20 protein-coding genes are annotated in these 19,687 nt (G+C 43.0%); 8 read left to right on the top strand and 12 right to left on the bottom strand.

Annotated features, from left to right (window positions below):
* Positions 1-109: 109 nt before the first annotated feature.
* On the top strand, positions 110-5,524 hold the full coding sequence (locus tag GJB62_RS30285; protein WP_114082133.1) for an ATP-binding sensor histidine kinase: 5,415 nt from the start codon (positions 110-112) through the stop codon (positions 5,522-5,524).
* A 61-nt stretch (positions 5,525-5,585) separates the two neighbouring features.
* Positions 5,586-5,780, top strand: a complete 195-nt coding sequence (locus GJB62_RS30290; RefSeq protein WP_190964918.1) for a type II toxin-antitoxin system RelE/ParE family toxin — start codon at positions 5,586-5,588, stop codon at positions 5,778-5,780.
* A gap of 27 nt (positions 5,781-5,807) precedes the next feature.
* On the opposite strand, the gene GJB62_RS30295 is transcribed toward GJB62_RS30290, so the two are convergent.
* Positions 5,808-6,188 (bottom strand): hypothetical protein, encoded by a 381-nt coding sequence (locus tag GJB62_RS30295; protein ID WP_114082134.1) that lies wholly within the window; start codon positions 6,186-6,188, stop codon positions 5,808-5,810.
* Positions 6,189-6,765: 577 nt separating this feature from the next.
* Here GJB62_RS30295 and GJB62_RS30300 point away from each other — a divergent pair.
* From GJB62_RS30300 to GJB62_RS30320, 5 genes are all read left to right on the top strand, one after another.
* Positions 6,766-8,856 (top strand): calcium-binding protein, encoded by a 2,091-nt coding sequence (locus tag GJB62_RS30300; protein ID WP_114082136.1) that lies wholly within the window; start codon positions 6,766-6,768, stop codon positions 8,854-8,856.
* Between the two features lie 269 nt (positions 8,857-9,125).
* Positions 9,126-9,296 carry a hypothetical protein gene (locus GJB62_RS30305; RefSeq protein ID WP_159402623.1) on the top strand — a complete coding sequence of 57 codons (171 nt, stop codon included), beginning with the start codon at positions 9,126-9,128 and terminating at the stop codon, positions 9,294-9,296.
* A gap of 213 nt (positions 9,297-9,509) precedes the next feature.
* Positions 9,510-9,707 (top strand): NblA/ycf18 family protein, encoded by a 198-nt coding sequence (locus tag GJB62_RS30310; RefSeq protein WP_114082137.1) that lies wholly within the window; start codon positions 9,510-9,512, stop codon positions 9,705-9,707.
* 137 nt (positions 9,708-9,844) lie between these two features.
* Positions 9,845-10,192, top strand: a complete 348-nt coding sequence (locus GJB62_RS30315) for a hypothetical protein (RefSeq protein WP_114082138.1) — start codon at positions 9,845-9,847, stop codon at positions 10,190-10,192.
* Entirely contained in the window at positions 10,180-10,470 is a 291-nt protein-coding gene (locus GJB62_RS30320) for a type II toxin-antitoxin system RelE/ParE family toxin (protein WP_114082139.1), read from the top strand. Before GJB62_RS30315 ends, GJB62_RS30320 begins: the two co-directional genes overlap by 13 nt.
* A 27-nt stretch (positions 10,471-10,497) precedes the next feature.
* Here the strand turns inward: GJB62_RS30320 and GJB62_RS30325 are convergent, their stop codons facing one another.
* The 11 genes from GJB62_RS30325 to GJB62_RS30380 form a co-directional block, all read right to left on the bottom strand.
* Positions 10,498-13,719: a plasmid replication protein, CyRepA1 family gene (locus GJB62_RS30325; RefSeq protein ID WP_114082140.1), complete on the bottom strand. Its 3,222-nt coding sequence runs from the start codon at positions 13,717-13,719 to the stop codon at positions 10,498-10,500.
* Positions 13,720-13,866: 147 nt separating this feature from the next.
* On the bottom strand, positions 13,867-14,472 hold the full coding sequence (locus GJB62_RS30330; RefSeq protein ID WP_114082141.1) for an alpha-ketoglutarate-dependent dioxygenase AlkB: 606 nt from the start codon (positions 14,470-14,472) through the stop codon (positions 13,867-13,869).
* Positions 14,473-14,541: 69 nt separating this feature from the next.
* On the bottom strand, positions 14,542-14,820 hold the full coding sequence (locus tag GJB62_RS30335; protein ID WP_114082142.1) for a hypothetical protein: 279 nt from the start codon (positions 14,818-14,820) through the stop codon (positions 14,542-14,544).
* 25 nt (positions 14,821-14,845) lie between these two features.
* Positions 14,846-15,646, bottom strand: a complete 801-nt coding sequence (locus GJB62_RS30340) for a KilA-N domain-containing protein (RefSeq protein ID WP_114082143.1) — start codon at positions 15,644-15,646, stop codon at positions 14,846-14,848.
* Positions 15,647-15,680: 34 nt separating this feature from the next.
* The gene (locus GJB62_RS30345; protein ID WP_114082144.1) at positions 15,681-16,139 is read right to left on the bottom strand and encodes a DUF1392 domain-containing protein; all 459 of its coding nucleotides are present in this window, start codon (positions 16,137-16,139) and stop codon (positions 15,681-15,683) included.
* Complete coding sequence (locus GJB62_RS30350) at positions 16,136-16,534, bottom strand: hypothetical protein (RefSeq protein ID WP_114082145.1); 399 nt, start codon at positions 16,532-16,534, stop codon at positions 16,136-16,138. The genes GJB62_RS30345 and GJB62_RS30350 overlap by 4 nt, the downstream gene beginning before the upstream one ends.
* A gap of 309 nt (positions 16,535-16,843) precedes the next feature.
* Positions 16,844-17,686 carry a hypothetical protein gene (locus GJB62_RS30360; RefSeq protein WP_114082146.1) on the bottom strand — a complete coding sequence of 281 codons (843 nt, stop codon included), beginning with the start codon at positions 17,684-17,686 and terminating at the stop codon, positions 16,844-16,846.
* A 112-nt stretch (positions 17,687-17,798) separates the two neighbouring features.
* Entirely contained in the window at positions 17,799-18,176 is a 378-nt protein-coding gene (locus GJB62_RS37195; protein ID WP_181852846.1) for a hypothetical protein, read from the bottom strand.
* Between the two features lie 24 nt (positions 18,177-18,200).
* A complete protein-coding gene (locus tag GJB62_RS30370) occupies positions 18,201-18,404 on the bottom strand; it encodes a hypothetical protein (RefSeq protein WP_114082147.1) in 204 nt (67 codons plus the stop codon).
* Positions 18,397-18,723: a hypothetical protein gene (locus tag GJB62_RS30375; protein ID WP_114082148.1), complete on the bottom strand. Its 327-nt coding sequence runs from the start codon at positions 18,721-18,723 to the stop codon at positions 18,397-18,399. Before GJB62_RS30375 ends, GJB62_RS30370 begins: the two co-directional genes overlap by 8 nt.
* Before the next feature lie 123 nt (positions 18,724-18,846).
* Entirely contained in the window at positions 18,847-19,293 is a 447-nt protein-coding gene (locus tag GJB62_RS30380; RefSeq protein WP_245246242.1) for a hypothetical protein, read from the bottom strand.
* Positions 19,294-19,419: 126 nt separating this feature from the next.
* Between GJB62_RS30380 and GJB62_RS30385 the strand changes: the two genes are divergently transcribed.
* The gene (locus tag GJB62_RS30385) at positions 19,420-19,641 is read left to right on the top strand and encodes a hypothetical protein (RefSeq protein ID WP_147262502.1); all 222 of its coding nucleotides are present in this window, start codon (positions 19,420-19,422) and stop codon (positions 19,639-19,641) included.
* The last annotated feature ends 46 nt before the right edge of the window (positions 19,642-19,687 follow it).

A 19,687-nucleotide genomic window follows, 5' to 3' on the forward strand; every position in this document is an offset into this window, starting at 1 on the left:
TAACCAATTTTAAAGTTTTAATACATAATGGGATGTAATAGTTGAATTTCTCAATTTTGAGGGAATTATAACAATGAGATAAATTCCCTAAATGCTTTTGACTAATAATATGACACTGGCGGCAAGCACCTACGCAAATCCATTACCCAACATTCCTGGCTATGAGATCGTTGAGCAATTATATGTGGGTTCTCGAACGATTGTTTATCAAGCAGTGGAAGAATTAAGCCAGCGTCAGGTTGTCATGAAATTGTTGCAACAAGATTATCCCAGCTTCAGTGAATTGTTACGTTTTCGCAACCAATATACTATTGCCAAAAATTTGAATATTTCTGGTGTGATTCGTCCCGATCGCCTGATACCATATCGTAATAGCTATGCCCTAGTGATGGAAGATTTTGGCGGTGTGGCGCTATCAAAATACAATCGCAGCCATCAGTTAACACTATTAGATACACTGGCGATCGCCCTGCAACTAGCCGAAATTCTCCATGAGCTTTATCAGCATCGGGTAATTCATAAGGACATCAAACCTGCAAATATTTTGATTCATCCAGAATCGCAACAAGTCAAACTAATTGATTTTAGTATAGCTTCCCTATTACCGAAAGAAAACGAAGAAATCAAGCACCCAAATGTCTTAGAAGGCACATTAGCCTATATTGCACCAGAGCAAACCGGGCGGATGAATCGGGGCGTTGACTACCGTACAGACTTTTATAGTTTAGGGGTGACTTTGTTTGAATTGTTGACGGGACAGTTACCTTTTGCTGGCGATGATCCTTTAGAACTGGTGCATAGTCACATTGCCAAACCTGCACCCAGGGTAGATGAAATTAACTCAGAAATACCAGAGGCGATCGCTCAAATTGTCGCCAAGTTGATGAGCAAAAATGCCGAAGAACGCTACCAAAGTGCTTTGGGCTTGAAGCATGATTTGGCAATTTGTTTGGAGCAATTGAAGACAACAGGGAAGATTGCAGCGTTTGTAATTGGGGAGCGAGATATATGCGATCGCTTCACCATCCCGGAAAAACTCTATGGACGAGAAACAGAAGTTCAGACACTCTTAGATGCTTTTGCGCGAGTCAGCAACGGTAACTCAGAATTACTCTTAGTAGCTGGTTTCTCTGGAATTGGGAAGACGGCGGTTGTGAATGAAGTTCATAAACCCATTGTGCGGCAACGGGGCTATTTCATCAAAGGTAAATTTGACCAGTACAATCGCAATATCCCCTTGGGTGCCTTTCTCCAAGCATTTCGGAATTTAATTGGACAGTTACTTTCGGAATCAGATACCCAAATACAAGCATGGAAAGCCAGGATTCTTGAGCCTTTGGGAGACAACGCCCAAGTAATCATTGATGTCATCCCTGAATTGGAACGTATCATTGGCACACAACCGCCCGTAACAGAACTATCGGGTACGGCGGCACAGAATCGGTTTAATTTGCTGTTCCAGAAGTTTACTCAAGTCTTTACGACAAAAGAACATCCTTTGGTGATGTTTTTAGATGACTTGCAATGGGCAGATTCCGCATCCTTAAAATTGATGCAGTTGTTGATGAGTGAGCGGGAACAGGGGTATTTACTGCTGATTGGGGCTTATCGGGATAACGAAGTTTTTTCCGGCCATCCGTTAATACTGACCTTAAATGAAGTCAGCAAGGTAGGAGCTACAGTCAACAGAATTACCTTAGCATCTTTGAGTAGAAGCAGCCTGAATCAGTTAGTGGCAGATATGCTCAAATGTGCTGAAGTCTTGGCACAACCTCTAGCAGAATTAGTCTATCAAAAAACCCAGGGGAATCCCTTTTTTGCGACGCAATTTCTCAAAACTCTGCATCAAGATCAATTCATTACCTTTAATATCCAGGCTGGACATTGGCAATGTGATATTACTCAGGTACGCGAGGCTGCATTAACCGATGATGTTGTGGAGTTCATGGCCAAGCAGTTGCAAAAATTACCTGATGAGACTCAGAATATCCTCAAACTGGCAGCCTGTATCGGTAATCAATTTGACTTGAGTACTCTGGCGATCGTCTCGGAGCAATTGCCGCAGCAGGTGGCAACTGACTTGTGGAAAGGGTTGCAGGAAGGATTAATTTTACCCATCAGTGAAACCTACAAGTTTTTTCAAGGAAATGATTTAAATGATAACTACACGGATGGGATTAGTGTTGCTTACAAATTCCTCCACGATCGCGTCCAGCAAGCTGCTTATTCCCTGATTCCCCAACAGGAGAAACAGGTTGTGCATCTGACAATTGGTCGTCATGTATTAAACCATACATCAGCAGAACAATTAGAGGAGCAAATTTTTGATATCGTCAACCAATTGAATATTGGCTGTAAGCTCATCAGCGATCCCCTAGAGCAAGCAAGGCTGGTAGAGCTAAATTTAAGAGCCGGACGAAAAGCGATCACTACCACTGCCTACGATACTGCTACCTATTGCTTACAATATGCCTGTAATTTGCTGCCGACTGATAGCTGGCAAACTCAGTATGATTTGGCATTAGCCTGCTATAGTAGCGCGGCTGAGGCTGCTTATCTCAATACAGATTTGGTGCAGATGGAAACTTTGGCGGAAATTGTCTTGCAACAAGCTCGGAGTTTGTTGGATGCTGCCAAGGTGTATGAAATTAAAATTGATGCTTACACAAGCCTTGGTGAATTTACTAAAGCTGTCACCACGGGTTTAAACTTTCTCAAATCTTTTGGAATTGAATTTCCCAGTCAGCCGAATAAACAAGATTTTGTTGATTTTCTCCAACAAACCCGACAGCAATTAGCAGGACGTTCCACAGATGAGCTGTTAAACTTACCTGTGATGACTTCGCCTCAGTTCCAAGCACTGCTGCGAATGTTAGTTCAAATTAGTGGTCCTACTTACTTAGCATCTCCATCCCTGTATCCTTTAATTTGCTGTCAGCAGGTGCAGCTATCAGTCACCCACGGTAATATTCCTGCCTCCAGCTTTGGATATGTGGTTTATGGATTATTACTTTGTGGTGTAGTTGGTGACATTACAACAGGTTATGAATTTGGTCAACTGGCTTTACAGTTAGTAGATAAATTTAATAATCAAGAATATGCCGCTAAAGTTTTATACATGACCAGCAAATTTACTGTTCACTGGGTGAAAAATGCGGCGACAACTCTCCAGCCATTACAAGAAGCCTATACCCTGGGACTAAAAGTTGGCGCTCTTGCTTATGCTGGCTATTCTGGTTATACCTACGCTTTTCATGCTTATTTTGTCGGTAAAGAACTCACAGCTTTAGAAACAGAATGTCAGGCTTACAGCATAGGCTTGGCAAACATCAAACAACAAGCATTCTTAGGCTACCTGCATATCGTCCACCAAACCGTTGCCAATCTCTTAGGAAAATGTGAGAACACAACCAAATTAGTAGGCACAATTTTTGATGAAGGGATAACTTTGGCAAATCTGGAAAAAGCCAACGACAAAACGGGGTTATGGCATTTCCATATGTGCAAAGTAACATTAACCTATTTATTTGAGTGCCATGACCAGACGCTCTATCATTGTCAACAATCAAAGCTGAATGCTGGTGGCGGTACTGGGATGCTAAATGTGCCAACACTTTATTTTTATACAGCTTTAGCCTCTTTCACCCAGCTATCAGCAAATTTAGCCGAAAATTCTCAACCGGATGAGTTATGGACATTAATTGCGGATGCTAAAGAAAAGCTGCAAAATTGGGCTACCTATGCACCCATGAATTGCCAGCACCGATATGATTTGATTTGTGCTGAAGAACAGCGTGTTTTAGGACATCCACAGCAAGCAATAGATTTCTATGATCGCGCTATTTCTCTAGCTCAAGAAAATGGCTATATCCCAGAACAAGCGATCGCCAATGAACTTGCTGCCAAATTCTACCTCGGTTGGCGCAAAGAAAAAATTGCTGCTGTCTATATGCAGGAAGCTTACTACTGCTATGCCCGTTGGGGTAGCTCAGCTAAAACTGACGATCTAGCTCGTCGCTATCCCCATTTACTGCGTCCGATTCTCCAGTCGGTATCCCAACCCCTGAACGTGTGGGAAAGCTTGACGAGCAAAATTGCACCTGATGTTTCTCTCCATACCTCGATAGATTCTAGCCTTCCTCAGAGGACAAACATCAATAATTCTCTTGATGTTGCCACTATTATCAAGGCTTCTCAAAGTCTATCTGCCACTCTGCAACTTGATGAGTTATTACATCAACTCACCCAAATTATTCTCCAAAACTCAGGTGGCGATCGCTGTGCTTTAATCTGTCCTAATGCCGATGGTGAATGGCAAGTTGTCGCTATAGCTACACCAGAAACCACACAACTTTGTTCAGAACTACTCGATGGTAATCTCAACCTACCTGTGAAATTGATTCAGTATGTCAAGAACACTCAACAAGTCGTGATGATTGACAATCTCAAAACTGATTTACCCGTCATAGATGAATATCTCACCCATAAACAACCAAAGAGTTTGTTATGCTTACCAATTATTAGCCACGGGCAGTTAATTGGGATTGTATCTTTAAAAAATCGCTCAACTAGTGGAGTATTTACTAGCGATCGCCTCTTTGTCCTGAACTTCCTCTGCACTCAGGCGGCTATTTCTCTAGAAAATGCTCGACTTTATCAAAAAGCGCAAACTTATGCTCAACAATTAGAAAAATCACAATTGCAAATAGTCCAGAGTGAAAAAATGGCATCCTTGGGTAACTTAGTTGCAGGTGTCGCCCACGAAATTAACAACCCCATCGGCTTTCTTAATGGCAGCATCAGCAATGCTCAAGAATATGCACAGGATTTACTTGACTATATCGCCCTATATCAACAATATCATCCCGATGCCGCTGCACCCGTACAGAAAAAGGCAAAAAACATTGATTTAGAATATCTTTGTCAGGATTTACCAAAGTTACTTAACTCTATGCAGGATGCAAGCGATCGCATCACATCTATCAGCACTAGCCTGCGTATCTTCTCCCGTGCTGATACTGAGTATAAACTTAGTGCTAACCTGCACGAAGGCATTGACAGCACGCTGTTAATCTTGAAATATCGCCTCAAAGCTAATGAGCATCGCCCCGCAATTCAAGTAATTACTGAGTACGGTGAGTTACCTGCTATTAAATGTTTTCCAGGGCAGTTAAATCAAGTATTTATGAACATCCTGGCTAATGCCATTGATATGTTTGATGAAATGGCAAGGACGCAATCATATCAAGAAATTGCAGATCATCCCCAACAAATCAAGATTCGTACGGCAATAGTAGAAAATCAAGCGTTCGTCTGGATTGCAGATAACGGTAAGGGCATGAGCGAAGATGTAAAAGTGAGAATCTTTGACCATCTATTCACAACTAAAGGCATAGGTAAAGGAACAGGTTTAGGATTGGCAATCGCTCGGCAAATTGTCGTCGAAAAACATGGTGGTAGCTTAGAAGTACAATCTCAGTTAGGTAAAGGCAGCGAGTTTTGCATTCAACTGCCAGTTTTGTGAACGACTTTCCTGTAGATTTGATAGGTCATGTTGAAGCTTTAAGTCATATAGACACATCATCATGCAAGCAATTGTCTCTTCGGGTGAAAGTCTACAAGAAAATCCCCATCGAGGTGCGATTGTCGATGAGATAGCAGGATTACGAAAACTTGTAGTTTTTTTTGGAAAATACGGCTTTATAATTCACTACGTTATTCTTGAAGATGATGTTGTAATCTTACGCATCTATCACGGGCGAGAAAATCGACCTCGCTAATCAGAGGTATCATTGCTTTTTAGTTTACTACACCCCCACCAACCAATCGCACACCACAGACCTACACTCGTCTGCAAACTTAACCCAAACCTGCCACTGCCCCAAATACCCATTCCAGTAAAGCTCCCCATCAGCAACACCGATAGCTTTGCCGATTGTGAAGACTAGCTGTTGGTAGAACTGATCAGCGCTGTCGAGTCCAAGGCGCATTTTCAGGTTCAGCCCCTTCCATCCTTGGGTAACAGGACTTTCCACGGGCGTGAGTGTTTGAGGAATATCCTGGGGAGTGGTGTCAATGACTGGTGTAGTTGTACTTATATTATTGCTGACTGACACCGAATCACAGTTTGACGCTTCATCCCGATTTAACCACCGCTCGAAAATAAAGCGTAGGTATATATGTAACATTCTATATAATCTCAAGAATTGGAGAATTTTTGAGAACCAAGGTCATGTGATTGATTTGTGCTTTGGAGGCAGAAGCAGTAATGTCTGCGATCGGAAATTCCTTGGTTACAAACGCTATCCAATTGGTAATAGCCTTTAGCAAGAGGAAAAAACTGTACATTAATAGCACATAAATCAAAATATTTTTACGTAAATTTATCAGTAAATAATGTGAAGAATATGCAAAGATGTGTCTGGAAACAAAGACATCTAAGTAAATACGATAGTATATGGTCAGTGTCAGGTTACTACAAGCCATTCTTTTATGGCTAAATTTTTGAGAAAAATATTTACCAAAGGTGACGGAGAAAAGTATGCCGACAACATCAAATTTTAGGAGGCGTTTGTGCCCGAAACAGCACTAACGCAACTTAAACATTTTTGAGGCAGAAACAAGCCTGAAACCCATGCAAGCTAAGGAAAATATACATCGGCATATAGGTTTTAGGCTCTTTTCGGGCTACTTTTTGTTTAAGTCCCACTACAGCTATCTTCAAAATTGAAATTACTGAAAAAATCGATTGAGGGAAGTAAAAGTATGGCAAATATTATTGGAACGAAAGGTAATGATACCTTGTACGCCAATGGCGGTTACGACAACACCCTGACTGGTGGAGGTGGTAATGACATTTACAACTACGATACTACTTATTATACTATCAGCGATTTTGGTGGAGTAGGTAAAGGTGTAAACCCCTCAGCAGCAGTCATTGCTGAAGTAGATACCCTAAATTTCGTTGGGAACTATGGTTTTACTGCTCGAAATCTAGCGCTGACCCAGAATAGCAACAATCTAGAAATCACCTTTGAAGGGGTGGCTGATGCCAAAATCATCCTGCAAAACTTTGCCCTGGAAAACCTAGAAAACCTCAGCAAATCTACTGGTGCTACTGTCAACTTGGGCAATATCCTATTTTATGGGCAAACTAGCATCACGGATAGCTTTGATGTCTTGAATGCAAACTCTACCCAAAGTACTATTTTCAACAAGAACACAGTCACTTTCCTTAACGACCTGAACAATAATGTTAACGGCTTTAATAATTCAGATGATGTCATCAATGGTCAGGGTGGCGATGACATCATTGACGGCTTGAGTGGAAACGACCTGCTCAGAGGTGGTGCGGGCAATGATACTCTTGCTGGTGGCGCGGGCAATGATACTCTTGTTGGTAGTACGGACAATGACTCCCTCGTTGGTGGTACTGGTAACGATTACTTGAATGTTGAATTTTCAACAGGCGATAACACCCTTAGTGGTGGCGCTGGGGATGATACCTTAAATGCTGACTATTCAACAGGCAATAACCTACTCTCTGGGGAGGATGGCAATGATTTTCTCTCCACCTCTGGCTATCGATCTACCTCCTACCCAGACAGCAATGACCTTAGCTCATTTGGCAATAACACCCTCATCGGTGGTACTGGTGATGATACCTTGTATAGTAGCGGTTCATTAGGCAATAACCTATTGGATGGAGGCGAGGGCAATGATTTTCTCTCTACCTCTGGCTACTACCAAGGAAATGCCTACCAAAACTACGACTCTCGCTCGTTTGGCAATAATACCCTCATCGGTGGTACTGGTGATGATACCTTGTATGGTAGCGGTTCATTAGGCAATAACCTATTGGATGGGGGCGAGGGCAATGATTTTCTCTCGACCTCTGGCTACTATGAATACACCCCCTACGAAGACGAATACTCACCCCGCGACCTCTCTATCACATACGAATCTCGCTCGTTTGGCAACAACACTCTCAATGGTGGCACTGGGGATGATACCTTGAATGCTGACGGTTCAACAGGCAATAACCTGTTGGATGGGGGCAATGGTAATGATTATCTCTCTGCTTCTAACACGAATGGCAACAACACTCTCAATGGTGGCACTGGGGATGATACCTTGAATGCTAGCGGTTCAACAAGTAAAGTGCTTAATGGGGGCGATGATAATGATTATCTCTCTGCTTCTAACACGAATGGCAACAACACTCTCAATGGTGGCACTGGGGATGATACCTTGTATATTGAGTATTCAAAAGGTAATAACCTACTGTCTGGGGGCGATGGCAATGATTCTCTTAGTATCTACGACAACAACTTACTAGGCAATAACACCCTCAAAGGTGGTGCTGGTAATGATTACTTAAGTATTAACGACTATTCAAGAGGCAATAATCTGTTAGATGGTGGCGATGGTAATGATTATCTTTCCGCTTCTAACACGAATGGCAACAACACTCTCAATGGTGGTGCTGGTGACGATATCCTTACAGGTGGCGAGGGTAATGATATCTTTTATGGTGGGGATGGTATTGATACCTTTGTTTTCAATACTAATTACTATGCAAATGTTGATCGTGTTTATGACTTCAACGCCAGTAATGAATTGATTCAGGTATCAGCTGCTATTTTTGATAACGAGTTATTAATCGGTACACTTCAGACAAGTCAGTTTACCATCGGAGCATCTGCAACCACTAATACTCAGCGATTTATCTATAACAGCGTTACAGGTGGATTGTTCTTTGACTTTGATGGCAGTGCTTCTGAGTTTACTCAAGTAAAATTCGCACAACTATCTACTGGATTGTCACTAACTAACAACAATTTTGTGGTTGGTTAATCGGAGTTAGCGCGGGAGCAAGTTACCAAGTGGTCAGGTTTGCGGGGTGCTATTTTTAGCATCTCGCATCTATTTTGCTCAATGCAAATTCTTTTGGTAAGCGATGGCAACTTTCTCACGCCATCCATTCAGTCCACTGTGGTGCATCTGTCACCAATTGCAATACTTCTCGCTTTGTGAATTTTTAATTCGGAATCGGATTTTGGGTAAAGGATACTGGGTTTGGGTTAAAGGTTTTTTCTTTCCCCTTCCCCCTTAACCAAGAAGTATTGTCACCAGTTGAGCAATATTTGTTTGTCATCTATCACATCCTCAAACTCCAGCATCACGCCGTAACACTCACCACTCTTGCCCAAAGGAATAATTGTATTGCCCATCTTCTCCAAGAGCGATGGCGCTGTTTCGCCCGCCAGCGATCGCCAGCCGCAAGCAGAGGCTAAAAATGCTTTTAAAAACCTCTTAGTAAGAAACTTTAGAACTTAAGTTTTTACTTGGGTTGGCACAATGGAGTGATATCAAGGTTTCCAGCAGCAGATACGGCATTTCTAACCTACATCGGTACGGTTTACACCCCTTCACCTTTTGTAAAGCTATCGTAACATTTATTTATATAAAGCAATATTTGCTTACACAAGCAAACTCAAATAAAAGCTATGAACCAACCCATTGAATTATCTTTAGAACAAGAATTTAGCCTTAGAACTTTCGCGGATCAAGTGCAGCAGATGTCCCGTGAACAAGCTCAAGAATTTTTGCAGATGCTGTATAAGCAGATGATGATAAGGGAAAAGACTTACCAAGAATTGCTCAAACATCAGTGGGAAGTCGGTTCAGGTTCAATCTTGGGTTAAAACAAACCTTGTGAAGTCACTTTAAGCGACTCAGAAGAGAACGAACACACAATTGTTTTTTTCAAGGGCATAGTTAGAATTAGGTATGCAGGTATTACGTTGAATTCTAATGTTTTGCGACAAAAATCAAATACTATATGACAGCCAACAATATTAAACAGCAAATTTTAGAGCATCTTGAGGTATTGCCAGGGGAGCAGGTAAAAAGTCTGCTCAAAACATGGTTGACTGTAACTGATGGAGACTTAGAAGATTTTGAACAGTTACTGAGTCATGAATCTACTCAAAGTATAGAAGAAATCTATGATTACGGTGAAATAGATACAACATTAAATTTCCAGCCACTGACCCAAGCGCAAATGGTTGAGCAAAGCCGTAAAGCTCTGGAAGCATACCGTAGAACAGGTACAGGAGTAGCACATGAGCGTGTGCGTGAATGGGCAGACTCTTTAGGAAGCGATGAAGAACGTCCATGTCCCAGATAGTTTGGACGCAAACGGCGATTGATGACTTAAATCGTCACTACGATTTTATCAAACTTAATAATGTTGATGCAGCAGCACGGGCAGTACAAGCAATTGTCTCTTCGGGTGAAAGTCTACAAGAAAATCCCCATCGAGGTGCGATTGTCGATGAGATAGCAGGATTACGAAAACTTGTAGTTTTTTTTGGAAAATACGGCTTTATAATTCACTACGTTATTCTTGAAGATGATGTTGTAATCTTACGCATCTATCACGGGCGAGAAAATCGACCTCGCTAATCAGAGGTATCATTGCTTTTTAGTTTACTACACCGCCACCAACCAATCACACACCACAGACCTACACTCGTCTGCAAACTTAACCCAAACCTGCCATTGTCCCAAATACCCATTCCAGTAAGGCTCCCCATCAGCAACACCGATAGCTTTGCCGATTGTGGAGACTAGCTGTTGGTAGAAATGACCAGCGTTGTCCAAACCTTGCTGCATTTTCAGTTTCAGCCCTTTCCAGCCTTGGGCAACAGGATTTTCCACCTGGGTAACTGTTTGGGGAATATCAATAGGTGTCGTGTCACTGACGGGTGTGGTTAACACTATATTATTCATGACTGACACCGACTCACGATTTAATGCTTCATCTCGATTGAGCCACTGTCCAAAAATTGAATCACGCTGATCATCAGGGGCAACAAACTGGTAAACGCACTCCCGATTTTCACGCTTGCCCAATCGACCAACATAATCCAACTTCAAATCAATTTTGGCAAGTAATTTCTGTGCGATCGCAACCGGGGTCAGTTTTTCAGAAATGGAAACATTCAAGTAATTCTTGATAACGTGCCGATGCGTTACAGCCAGTGCCTTAAACTCCACCATCTTTTCGTCACTTCCCCGTAACTGAACGTCTGGTGTAAGAAACTGCAACAGATTCAGATTTTCCAGTAACAGTACAGCAGGCAATAACTGCCCCTTGTTAAAGTCAGGTTTCCAAATCGAATTCTCCCCAGCCTCTAACTGCGATGCAGCTCTTTTGGCATCACGGTTGGTCAGAAACTCTCGCCCCAGCGTCAAATAATAGTGCATCCGCAATTGAGGATACCAGCCATCGTCATCTTTCTCCACAAGCTCAGGGGTAACATCAATTTCGTAGCGACGGGATAATTCCGCCTTGCGCTGCTGATGTCGTTCGGTTTTCGTTTTCGCCCGTTTGTCTTGTAGCTTCTTGAGTTCAGCCCCAGAGAGTTCATCAGCTTGTGCGATCGCCTGACACTCAGCAGCATACAATTCAACAGATGCCGCTTTAACCGACTCGATTACTGCCCCACTCTCGTCATCATCAGCATCCGAGGCATCGATAACGGTGTACCCATCCTCGACCAAACCCGCAAGCACAGATTCTCTATAGCGCCGCATCTCAACGTTAATCACAGAACCCCGCTTGCCCCAAGTCTGCAAAGATTCGGGCTGGAAGTTCTGGTCAATATAGCTGTAGTCGTCATTATCCGCCGCCGACAACAGCGCAATGTTCGCCTGTGTTGCAACGTGTTGACTTCTGAGCAATCCCCCTATGGATGTGGAACCATTGCCCACAACCGACATCCCCCACTCTCTGACCCAAATGTGACGGTCAACTGTTTCCCTAACCCTTGCCAACATTTGACGCACAGAGTTAACCGGCTGCACTCCCTGAAAAATCCCCCATACACCATCAAAGTGTCCTTCAATGTCGATGGATACCCCAGTTTCAAGACTGGGTGAGGCGATAACTAAATCATACTCGGTCAGAATTTCGTTCAGGTGAGAAATACACCCCATAGCAGCATGAGAGGGGTCTGCAACAGATTCGCTGTCAATTCTCAGTATTCGTAAGTGAGGGAATTTGCGGCGAAAACGTTCCTCAAGTGCCTGGGTTCCCCATTTTGACTTGGCTTTCTGAGCAGAGCAGCAGAGTAAATGATGTCCACCTTTAGAAATCGCTTTGTCCAACGCAGCAATGAGATTTTTCGGGTTATTGCCAGAGTAGTTGTAACAGTTGCCTGCTATGTGCCGATAATTGTTGACGATGACGAATGGATTAAGCCGATATTCTCCAGCAAGTGATAAAACATACTTCACATCAGTATCGGACACATCAGCGCTTGATAGGTAAATCTTTCCCTGACTGCTGCCCAAAACATTTTGTACCAGTTGCTTGAGGTTTTTGAGAACGGACACACGCCGCTTTTGCACTTCTGTACCAGAGTTGAGCAAATGCCAGAAAACTTGGTCACATTCATCAATAATAATCACATCATTTGACCAATCGTTAGGGTTGAATCGCGCCTGACTTTCTTGATGCAGTGAATCAACGCACACCCCATATCCCAATAATGTGCCTGTTTCATTCGTGCGGACTTCGGTAACATAGTTAACACCAAAGCGATCGCATAATGCCTCACCAAGTTGAATCCGATGGGTGATGATTAACACCCTACGTCCAAGGTCATGCGCTTTCGCCACCTCAGTAGACAGCCATTGGGTTTTACCCGTTCCCTTTGGCGCTTTGAGAACAATCAGTTTTTCACCTTCGGGGACGAGAAGCTGGCCCAAGAATCTTTGATTGAGTGCGATCGCTGGCGGGTAAGTCAGCAGGGTGAACAGCTTGATTTCCCACAACTCCAATGCAACAGCCGTATTATAAAGTCCGTCAAATGCCGGCTGCCCTTTGGCAACGATAAAATCATCAACCCCTTTCTCTGCACCTAACGGTAAATCAATCACTCGCAGCGAACAGCCCTCGTTTACCAGCAACCGTCCCATACGACTGATAGCGGTTCTGACTCGCTGGACTGTCTCAGGTTTGTTGTCCTGGTCAAAGCAAATATTAACCTGTCTCCCCTGTGTTGCGAAATGTTTCAAGTCGGGGATGAGGTATGGTTTGCCATTAGTTGTACCGTACTCATCAGTAGGTGTGCGGTATCCAGCGTTGACACCGGGGATAGCGATCGCAGCATAACCAGCAGTCAGTAATGCCCCCGCTTTTTTGACCCCTTCGACAATTGTGACTGGTACGTTATGCCTCCAAACCCAGTGCCAGAAACCGCCAGGATGCTGTAAGTCTTCCTCAGTGATGGGAATGCCGCTACGATTGGAGACTTTCACCCAAATGCGATTCGGCACTAGGAGGAAGAAAGCGCGTGTCTCTTCTCTGTAAGGATGTTCGTACTTGATAAACTTGTGGATCTTCTGGTGATCGCGTCGGGGATGGTCAGGTTTGAAACAGCCCCACATCATTAGGACGTAGTTGTTGAGCGGGTCAACGCCACTGCACCACCAGCCGCCTAATTCAATGTGCTGGTACTTCTTTAAATCGCGATCGCGCAGTCGTCCATCATTACGACGGGAGATTTTGGGACTGTAGAGCAAGTATTCGTAAGGTAAAGTTCTGTAGAGCGATCGCACATTTAAGTGAAATATTTCTTCGTCAACACCACTGAAGAGCCATTCTTGTAAGTGTTTGAAGTGAGAATCAGATTCGATTATACGCATATTCCCTCTGTTTTTTGACGCATGGAAATGAAGCGGCACTATGGGTCATGCCGCTTTGAGACTCTTTTAGACTTGAGAAAGGGAAAAGCTTAAAGGGTAAGGGTTAAAGGAGTGAGAACAATTCCTTTCCCCTTTGCCCTTTCCCCCTTACCCCTCTCGTCTCCCGCCTGTGTGCGGTCGAAACGTGAGATTAATTCGCGTGCTAACTACTTTGTTGGTTTTGGGGACTTGGTGCAGATGAGTAGACTGACAGCCAGGGTGCATCACAAGCAAGCTCCCGTGTTCCAGCCAGAAATCTGTTGGTTTGCCATCTCTCGGTTTGATTTGGAATTTGCGAACACCACCGAGGCTCAGGGAAGCGATCGCAGGGTTGAATCCCATCGATGCTTCGTTGTCAGCGTGCCAACCAATCGAATCCTGTCCACTGCGGTATTGATTTCCGATGACGATGCGGAATTTGTAACCTGTCAACGCAGTGATTCTGTCCCGTAAGTTAGCCAGACTGTCTGTCCAAGTCAGGGGTTTTAAAAACACGCTATTTGAGTAAAGGTAATCACATCCGGCATCACCGTAAATGCACTCCAAGCGGGGGACAGGCATTGTTTTACCCGCGATCCTGATTTGATTCTGTTGCCACTCCAGTTTCAGACAGTGTTGGTAGAGTTCGTTTGCTTGTTCAAGGCTTAAGAAATCGGGGTAGTAGATGACTGGTAAAACTGGCATTGATTCAGTGAATAAATTGAGTTGTCGCATGGTACTTTTCTCCAATAAAAGAAAGTATTCTGAAGACAATTGCTGTTAGTTTTGGTTGGTGAGAAGACTTCATGTTTGTTGAGATACTTGCTCCCAATACTCAACAACAAAATCATGAGCTTGCTGTAACACTTGGGGGAGTAAAAATAACGGGACTTCCCAAGCTGCAATCACACCACCAGCGAAACATTCTGCAAGTTCAACCCGAATACACTCTGGTAAATTACTCTCTAAAAACTTAAGTGAATGATCTTCGTTATCTGGTAGCTGAACAAAAAAATAATCGTCGTGCATAATATCAGCAACAAGACCATATTTTTCTGCCAAAGTTTTTCGTAGAGTGTTCATAATTGTTGTTGAGTTAGGTAGGGAATTATTGAGAGATGACTTTTACTATTTCGGGCAACCACCGCAGTTGAAAAACAGTTTGGTTTGAAGATTTGGCAACTGCGGGAACCATCCGCCCCCATTGCTTACCAGATTCAGTAGGACGATAGGGAATTTTCTTGTCATCAGTTCTGTATTGCAGTCCAGAATTTAGTAAGCAGTGGTTAACAGCCCGTGCAGACATTCCCACTACCTCACCGATTTGTGTTGGGTTGAGAAATGCGTCCTCTGCAACATTTGTTTGAGCGATGGCAGTTTTTAGTTCATCTGCTGCTGGCTTAAGTGCGGGGTTGACTTTTGTGGCAGCATTAACTGCTAACTGGGCAGTGAGGGATTTGTCTAGTCCAGCAAATTCCCCCAACATCATTGCTAACTGTGCGGCTTCGTGGGATGGGGCTAATGTATGTGGTGATTCTTGCTGTAATACTTGCTCTACTTGGGTTGAGAGCATCACTTTCATCAAAGTTCTATTAGCCCAGATGCGGAATTCGACAGAAACCCATCGAGCTAAATCAATGGCGATTTCTGGGTGAATCCAAGTGCTTTGTTCACTTCCATATCCCTGGATATCTATCACCAATAACGATATGAGGATCTTCATATCGTTAGAAAGTGCTTGCAAATACTGCTTTGTAGACTTTAGCTTCGTGTAATCAGCCAAGAATTTCCCGTTAGCTTTGCACATCTGACTTGCATTCACGTAGCCCTTGGGTACAACATATTTACCTATTTCTCCATCTTGGGGCATTTGGTTAATTTCTGAGTCGTACCAAAAATGTGTCAACATGATTCATTCCCTGGGTATTAAACAAATAATTGATTCAGGCATTCACACGCACTAAACTTTTTTCACCAATTAATGAGAAACGATTCGATATAGTTGGTGTTTTAATTAACGTTGGTGACATCAATTCAACAAGGTAAAACCAAGAATTATGCACCAGCGCAATCCCCAAAATCAGCCGTTGCTTTGTTCCTTTGTCGTGAGAACAGAGGATTACTCTTTCGCCCAGAACGAAAGCAGGTTTTTGCACCTTGATGGCTTCTAACTCTCCAGTTCCAATGATTTGGTTTTGTGTAGCGTGGAGTATTTCTTTACCGCAATCAATTGAATAAATCCAACATTCGTGTTTCCATTGCATACCGCAGCAGTAACCGAACGTTCTTGTTGTGCGGAGAAAAACTCTCTCCAGTAAATTAACTGCAATCGGTGGAATTGTTTCGCGCCAAGGTGGAGAGATATACCAGATTGTTTTCAGTGTGTTAATGTGGTCAATCATGCGAGTTTCCCCACTAAATATTCGATCTTCTCTTTATCAATGGCAGCAATGCGGTTTTTAATGCGTTGAGGTGGATTCTGAAGAAATCGTTTTAAGTCTTTACTCTTGATTTGGTGATATCTTCCAGAGCGTCGAGTTGTGCGTATCCATCCTTTTTTTACCCAAGTCCAAACAGTAGCCGAATTGAGTTGTAAAACCCTGGCGATTTCGCAGCAGTTGTAGTTATCAAGGATTGGACGTGCGGAGTATCCTAAAAAGCGCAATTTGTTTTGAATAGCTGATGTTGAGCGTGTGTATCCTCTTCTCTTTAGCCGATACGCTATTTGTTTGACAGTGTAAAGACAAGCCATTTCTTCAATGATTCCGAGTTCTTCATCAGTCCATTTGATACTCATCTGATTACCTGCCCTATTTGTGCAGATTTAGTAGAAGATTGTTCTTGAACAATCTGAGCGTTGATAGATTCAAATTCCACTTGAAAGATGTTCATATCTGTGGACATTGCCCCAGTGTTGTAGCGGTCTACGTGTGCTGTTTAATTGCGGATTGGTTCAGCCCATCAGGGATATCAATGTGTGCTTCACTGATGATTTTTTCAACTACTGTGACAATGACTTTCATGGTTAATTCCTCTGATGTTGAGAATTCAGGAGCCAGGAGTCAGAATTCAGAATTATTCTGAATTCTGACTTCTGACTTTTGATTTACACTGCTCCGGCTTTTGCTGTTTGTAACTGCTGCATCCATGCGTTGATTGCTGTTAATTCATCAGCACCCTTAGCAACAGCATCAACAACCTGATTTTGATATGAAGACTCAGCATGATTAGGATATTCACACTTGCCTGCTGCCCAAGCCAAACACATGGTTTTGATTAGTTCATTAATCTGGTTAATATCAAGTAGACTTGGGCGGTCAACATCCTGAAATTGCAACCACTCTTTGACTAAATCAAGAGGATAATCAAGTAAAGTGCGAATATTTTTAACTCGCAAGTCTTGAGGATGTACTGGTTGAGGAACTACACTAAGTTTTGGTGGAGTCAGTGGGGGTTCGGGAATCGAGTTTGAAGTTGCACCCAATAGAGATTGGATGTCACGAATGATAGTTGCCCAATTCAAATCTCTACTCCATTCCCTGTAAATCTTGGTTTTGGTTGCAGCATCGTAAAGGTTACAGAAAACCGTGTTCTCGTCGCCAGCATTAGCGACAATAATCAATGGTTTGGAGAAATCTTGGATTAATGAGGCAGCTAAAAGGAAGCTTTTGGCAAAATTGGTTTCAATACCAGTTCTCACTACATAAAGTTCATCGGCACTGACAACAATATCGAGTTTGAGATTGTCCTTGCCTTTAAATTCTTTAGTCGTCAATCTCAGTTCAGACAAATACCCGGTTAATGCTCTTTGGACAACAGGGATTTTCTTATCTTGGTTGATATTGAACTTGTACCAAACGTAAGATTCTCCATCTACTTCCCCCTGGTTGACAAATAAATAGATGGGTTCTGGAGGGTTGCATAAACCTAGTTTGATTTCAGTAACCATATTTTGTTGGGGTATGTGATAATTAGTGGTTTGTAGCGTAAACTTTCAGTGCTTTACGATTGCTTGAAGAAAAGCTGATATTCAAGCAATCGCTTTTTTACTAAACAGAAAGTTATCGATTCTGCTCTAACTCCCATTGCAGATAAGTCAAAGCAGTTTGAGCATCAGCAATGTTTAAATCAGGTTGATATCCCTCGTCCAACAGTTGTTTGTAGTTTGGGTGCGTAGCAATAAGGGATATCAGGGTTTGGGCTTGTTCAACTAAGTGGTGGAGATGTGGGTTAGACATTTCAATGCCCAACCTGGAACATAAATCTTCCGCTTTCACACCCCTAATTCCTGGCTCAATCTCCGTCTCTAATTCTTCAAGCAGAGATTGAAAATCTGGGTGTTCATCATTAATTTCAAACTCAATCAAATCTGCGCTCTGTGTAACGACAGTTGCCCAATTAGGTAATGTCTGTGGAATGGTTTTTGCGTAAAGTTTCATAATTGGTTCCTCTTCGATTAATAGCTAAAAATCCTCGGCAATCTCCAACAAAAAACCGCGTCCCGTATTCTGTACTTGCACCAATTCTCTATCTAGTAGTGTTTGAATTACTGAATCGGAGAATTGAAATTGCAAACGGTGCAGAGGAACACAACCACCGCAAAGTCGAATCGAACGCAGCAAATGATTGGCTCTGCGGTCAAAACCGGGGTCAACCGTTTTAGGCATTTGTGAAACCTCCGGTTAATACGATTAACTGTTGTTGCAGAATTGTTATTTGCTGTTGGTAAAACTTAATCTCTGCGGTAATTTCTGAGAATAATTCTTCTGGTGTGAGCGGTTTAATTTGATCCTCTTTCAAGTACGATATTTCATCAGAATTCTTGTTAGGCATCAGAGCATAACGCCAACCATCATCAAATTGTTCAGCTAATTCTGTACCAGATGGGTAGTAGTAAAGTCCCAGAATTGTGCCTTGTTCTGTACGCTGTTCCAAAGCAAAGCGAGGGTAGCCCCAGTGTTGAGGGATTGATATTATTGGTTGCATTGATTTAATTGAGGATTGGTGAATAAATAATTAGGGAAAGGGGGAAAGGGCAAAGGGGAAGGGAATGAAGAAATTTACCTTTCCCCCTTACCCTTTAACCTTTTCCCAGGCGAAGCCCAAGACTTACGCTGTTACTAACTCCGCTTTTTCCAGCAGGCGCTGCAATTTATTGCCAGTTAGCTGTTCTAACGGTTGCTCTAAAAAATATTCATCAAAAATGGATTTACTATCAGTAGACACATCTGCCATCGACAGCGATCGCACTGCATCATAGACCGAGTTAGAAAACTGCTGCTGACCTGAATAACCCTGAATCACCCACCAGTCACCGTTAATGCATCCGACTTGCCCCAGTTTCACGCCGTTGTCGTTGTAAATGCCATCATCGAGAATTTCAAACCCACAATTCTGGCACTCGTTGAAGATATGCACCATGATTTGGTTTTCAGTTGTGGGGGGTGTTGCAAGTTGTTCCTGCACAGGTAATGAGCCATCTTTATAGTGAGTGCAGATGAAGCGATCGCAACGCATTAGAGTGTTGGCACGGAATATTTCTTTATCGTTAACCATTACTACCCAGCGTTGGGTTAAATGGTTGTCGTCATGGCTGATGCTGGCTATCAGTTTGTCATCAGCGTAATATTCGTGATGGTCAAACGAGATTTCGACTATTGTGAGGGGTTCGGGAGCTACGGCTTGGGCTTGGTCAGCGATGTAGCTGTCGAGTTCGGCTTGAGCGAGGGCTTGTTCGTCGGGGGCAGCAGGGGTGAGTTTCTGAATCTTGCTTGCTTGATAGTTAACAATGGCGGAAATCCACGCATCCTTACAGCGTTTGTCGCTTACTTCGACTGTACAGGCGATTTCGCTGTAGATTGGTTGAGTCGATGGGTGGTATTATCCACCGCACCTCTCATTTAGATCCGGACGTGCCCATTTCTGTGCATCCGGCTCCCGATGTTCTTGG

Origin of the sequence: Nostoc sp. ATCC 53789 (assembly GCF_009873495.1) — a bacterium.
Lineage (GTDB): Bacteria > Cyanobacteriota > Cyanobacteriia > Cyanobacteriales > Nostocaceae > Nostoc > Nostoc muscorum_A.